General features: G+C 31.2%; 4 protein-coding genes. All 4 read left to right on the plus strand.

What is annotated here, in order from left to right:
• The first annotated feature begins 49 nt into the window (after nt 1–49).
• A complete protein-coding gene (tmk, locus tag BM088_RS18680) occupies nt 50–673 on the plus strand; it encodes a dTMP kinase (protein ID WP_091988189.1) in 624 nt (207 codons plus the stop codon).
• A 13-nt stretch (nt 674–686) separates the two neighbouring features.
• Complete coding sequence (locus BM088_RS18685; RefSeq protein ID WP_091988192.1) at nt 687–2,657, plus strand: hypothetical protein; 1,971 nt, start codon at nt 687–689, stop codon at nt 2,655–2,657.
• 2 nt (nt 2,658–2,659) lie between these two features.
• Nucleotides 2,660–4,654 (plus strand): tyrosine-type recombinase/integrase, encoded by a 1,995-nt coding sequence (locus BM088_RS18690; protein ID WP_091988195.1) that lies wholly within the window; start codon nt 2,660–2,662, stop codon nt 4,652–4,654.
• A 76-nt stretch (nt 4,655–4,730) separates the two neighbouring features.
• Nucleotides 4,731–4,973, plus strand: a 243-nt coding sequence (locus BM088_RS18695; protein ID WP_143085114.1) for a transposase, incomplete at its 3' end; no start/stop codon positions are given.

Here is a 4,973-nt window from a genome sequence, read left to right on the forward strand (position 1 = left end):
AAATAAACAAATAAACAAATAAACAAATAAACAAAGTGAATAAAATTAAATGAACAATGGAATTATGATCGTCCTTGACGGTAGTAATGGTGCTGGAAAAAGTACGGTTATAAAAGCAGTAAAAGAATATATTGAATCTAGGCAATTAGAAGTCGTAATGACAAGAGAGCCTGGTGGTACTCCTATTGGTGAAAAATTAAGAAACATCATTTTATCTAAAGAGCATCCTGAGATGGATGACTTAACAGAGTTAATGCTGTTTGGTGCTGGCCGTGCTCAGCATTTAGCTGAAAAAATATATCCAGCTTTAGAAAGTGGGAAAGTTGTTTTATCAGATCGTTTTGATTCAGCTACTATCAGTTTCCAACATTTTGCACGCGGAATTGATAGGGAATTAGTTGATAAAATTAACAACTTAGCACTAAATGGGTTTAGTCCAACATTGACTATCATTCTGGATTTAGACCCTCGAATAGGATTAGACAGAGTTAGAAGTAGAGGTGAAGGTTTGGATCGATTAGAAGATCAAGATTTGTTATTTTTAGATCGAGCTAGAAATGGGTATTTAAGACAGGCTGAAGAATTTCCAAATAAGTTCTATGTTATCGATGCTTCACAGTCACTTGAGAAAGTAATTAGTGAAGCGATATTAGCTGTAGAACAACTCCTTTAAATGAGTATATAACATGAAATTTGAGCAATTATTTGTTAAAAAAACTAATATCTTAACAAATGATGGCAAAAAAGTTTCATGTAACTACTTAAATAACTCTCGTTTCTCATTCGATTGTAAACTATCCCTCAGTTTACATTATGTCTTTTGTGCCTACGGACGAGAGCGCTCATATTCTAGAGCTTACACTTTAAGAGCTGCCATTAATCATTTTTTAAATTTTATAGAAATCTATGAGTCTCATTCTGTCAACATTAATCCAGTTGATCAATACATTAAAATTACTAGCGAATTAGTTCTTAATTTTAATAGATATTGTTTGAAAAATAAGCTGATGAAAGGGCTAGCTTCACGGTTTAATGGCGCATTAAAATCTACAGCTATGGATAATGATGACGGTTTGCCATTATTGACTTTACCACTTATTGAAATTATTAAAGGGGAGCCAAATGAAGCGTTAAGTGATTCTGGATTTGATAGCCTTTCAGATGCATTAAAAAAGCATTGTGAATTAATTAATAATAAAATTATATTTAATCAATCGATTAGAGATGTAGATTCATATACTTTAGAAGAGATAATACTTGAGTTAGACACCAATAGCCGTCACCCACTTGAAAACATAAGTAAATGGAAACCATGTTTAATAAAATGCCATAAAACACTTCTTGCTGCAAAATTACCCTTTAATGTATCAATGGATGATTTTTTTAATATTTATGATACTGCCGTTAATAAAAAACCAATAGAGCTATCAAATCCTGTAGAAATAATCATAAAATATTTTGATTTGAATAGTGTCGATTTAACATTTAATGACTTTCTTGAATTAAGTTATCCAAGTAGTCAAGACCAAGCCGTTCTTGCCGTATTTTTAATGTTACAGCTAGGCTGGAATAAAGAGATTGTTATGGCTTTAGATGGAGATAATTTTGAGTTTTCATTGGTAGGCTTATTTGATTCTAAAAACTCAATAATTTTTTCTGAAAAAATAAAATCTCAATCTATCAATAAACCATATCTAGAACCAAAACCATTTTTTGGCATATCAAATAAGTCAGACCCTATATCTGCTTATAACCTGATTTTATTAGCCAAAACTTTTTCAGAACCGTTCTCGATATTACCAGAAGAGTCAACGCGCTCATATACACAAAAACACAATAATTTGCTTTTTAGTTGTATGAGAAAATTTGGAACTTGGCGTAGTAAAAAAAAGAACTGTAAATTACCACCAGGTCGTTTTTCATCAATGTCTAATAGTGATTTATGGACAACTGGCATTGAAGCATTTTTAAGGAATTATATTGTTTTAGATGATGGCAATAGAATTCGCACTTTAAAACAACTCACTTGTAGACTAAGACCTACATGGGTGAAAAAATCTCAAGAGATAAAGTCTTTACCATTGAGTTTTGTTAGTTTTCTTCAGGGACATGCTTCTAAAACAACTACAGATGTTCATTATGACAATTCCGCTCAAGCTAAAGTAAAAAGGAGAAAGCGGTTAAGATCAGAGCTTTCAGAAATACTAAAACTGTTCCAACAAAAAAAATTTAAAGGTTTGCTTGGTAAAGTCAATAATAATAAAAACACCTCAAAAAAATGGGTTAGTTTTATTATTCCTGGGCATGATTTACCAATGTGGTCATGTATTGATAATACAAAACCTGATTGGGAAGGGTCTGTTGAATATATGTCTTCGAGGAAAAAATGTTTTAAATTATCAAAATGCTTATTTTGTAGTCGGATTTGTGTAACTAAAGATTCACTCCCTTTTTTATTAGACAGGCAAAATACTTTAATAGAATCAATTGATCCTTTAGATGCAGATAAGAATGAAGAGTTAAGTATAGTAAATTTTTTGGTAAGTGATTGGAAAAATAAAACTGAACTTCAATCTGCAAGCAGATATCAAAATAAATTTGGAAAGAAAATTTTGCCATTTGATTTAGATATATTATCAGTAATCTTTGAGGGGTAGTTATGGCTATTGATGATGAGTTACAGGAGTCATCCAATGAATATTATGAGTTTTTAGCGGAATCTTTCAATGGAATAATTGTAAATCCAAATACTTCACTAAAAGACAAACTGATACAAAATGAAAATAAAGATTTCTTAATATCCGAAAATAGTTATTTTCGAGAAGAACGATGGAATCTACTTGAAAGGAATAACTTCATCACAAAGCAAGTGCTTTTTAATAGCGATATATCTGGAAGTAATTTCCTTAAAAAGTGCATTACGTATTATTATATTCCTGACTTCAACCCATACAATACAATACGAAGTTTTGAATCGACGGTAACTTTTTCAAATGCACATGTGTTAGTCGAAAAATATTTGTTTGAATTTAATTGTTTATCTATGACACCTGAACATATATTAATCATCACAGCTGATATGATTAATAGAGCACTGGATAAAGCAAGAGATCAGGGTGCTCAAAGACATTATACGTTTCTATTTTCTTATATATGTTTTTGGATATCTCTTTCTCAGGAAAACTTACTACCAGAATCAGTTCAATTAGATGTTCAATTAAAAAAAATAGACACTAAAGCCAGAAGAATTGACATACAAAATGAAATTGTGAGAAGAAGTGAAGGTTGGTCTTCTTATTCAGAAGATGATTTAGAAACTATGCTAAATTATGCTTCTTTTTGGTGTGATAAAGCTTTGCCAAACATTATAGTTGCATCACAGTATGCTAATGAGTTAGGGCTTTATGATAAAAATCATAAGGAATATTTACGTTCGCAAGGGGATAAGACTTTCGAAGATCTTTTTGGGTTTGAAATTGATGGCAAGAAAATAATTGGTTATACAAAATCAATTCGAAATATTACCTCTGGTGTAAATAAATATAAGTACGAACAATGTTGCTATGGATGGCGTTCAAATCTAAAGGCTTCTTTAGACAATGTACGAGATGGTATATATATTATTTATTCACTTTTGACTGGTTTGAGAAGAAAAGAAATTGGAGTATTAGAGTTTAAAGATGTGTTTTATGAAAGCAGTAGTCGAGAGTGGCGACTAGATATAACCAGGTTTAAAACCTCTTTAGACCCGAATTATTTTGGTGATAGTGATAGCATACCATTGCCTGCCTATTTAGGTGAGTTAGTTTCAGATTTTTATGAACTAAAAAACTATTTTGGTGAAATAGAAAATGAACTGATATTTGCTACATCTACAGGTAAAGGTATTTATGTTGAAAATGTGGAAAGGCTAATAGGCAATATAAATATTAGATTAAGAAAAAAACTCAAACTTGATCAAATGCATTCTCATAAATCGAGGAAAACAATAGCTGAAATTCTCATCAATCGTTCAGAAAAGAATATTGATTTAATTCGTTTACTTTTTGGGCATCATAGTTATGCAATGACACTCAAATATATAGCTAGAAACCCATACTTAGTTGAAGCAATAGCAAGTACGTTAGAGATTCATTTCACAGAAGAATTTTCAAGTATAATTTCGGGAATTATAAATAAGAAAATTTACAGTCAACAAAATTTAAACTGTCCAGAGTTAAAAGATGGGAACGAGACTCTATTCAAAGGAAAAGTAATTAAGATTGCAATTTTTGAGTATATTTCATATTTGCTTAAAAATGGACAGCCTATATTCATATCGAAGACATTGGTTGGTGCATATTGTTTTAACCTTGATCCGATAACATCAAAAAGTACGCTGCCATGTATTATCAATGATACTTCTAAGCTAAAACCAAATCCTAATAATTGTAAGTTAGGATGCCCGAAACTTTTATTTAATGAAAAAGGAGTGAAAAACATAGAGGATAATATTGAGTATTATTCTGATCTACTCAGTGAACATTCAAGTTTGCTAACAAAAGCTCAAAAAATCGATATAACAAAAAAGATAAGTATAAATCGCTCCCAGCTTTTAAAAATTATGACTCATAATGAAACAAATCATAAAGAGCGGATAACTAGGGGCTGTTGATCTTTGTTTGAATTTTGTGCGTAAGTGACAATCTCGTATAATTCACTTCGCCAAAACCAAACTAAACGAGATTGTCATGCCCCGATTAATGCTCACTGATGAGCTGTGGTCGAAACTAAAAGCTATATTGCTTGAAGATAGAGTTTATAACAAGCTTGAACATCGACAAACACTAGAAGGAATACTTTATCGCTTACGTGTTGGCTGTCCGTGGCGTGATTTACCTGAATGTTTTGGGTTGTGGAATACCATTTATCGTCGTTTTCTTCTTTGGTCAAGAAAAGGCATATTAATGAGACTGTTCAAAACTTTAGCAAAA

The sequence above is a fragment of the Pseudoalteromonas denitrificans DSM 6059 genome, from assembly GCF_900112265.1.
Lineage (GTDB): Bacteria > Pseudomonadota > Gammaproteobacteria > Enterobacterales > Alteromonadaceae > Pseudoalteromonas > Pseudoalteromonas denitrificans.

Bases quoted from the DNA above. Each gene is read 5' to 3' on its own strand.
- BM088_RS18690 (WP_091988195.1), top strand. From the start codon at position 2,660: ATGGCTATTGATGATGAGTTACAGGAGTCATCCAATGAATATTATGAG.
- BM088_RS18685 (WP_091988192.1), top strand. From the start codon at position 687: ATGAAATTTGAGCAATTATTTGTTAAAAAAACTAATATCTTAACAAAT.
- tmk (WP_091988189.1), top strand. From the start codon at position 50: ATGAACAATGGAATTATGATCGTCCTTGACGGTAGTAATGGTGCTGGA.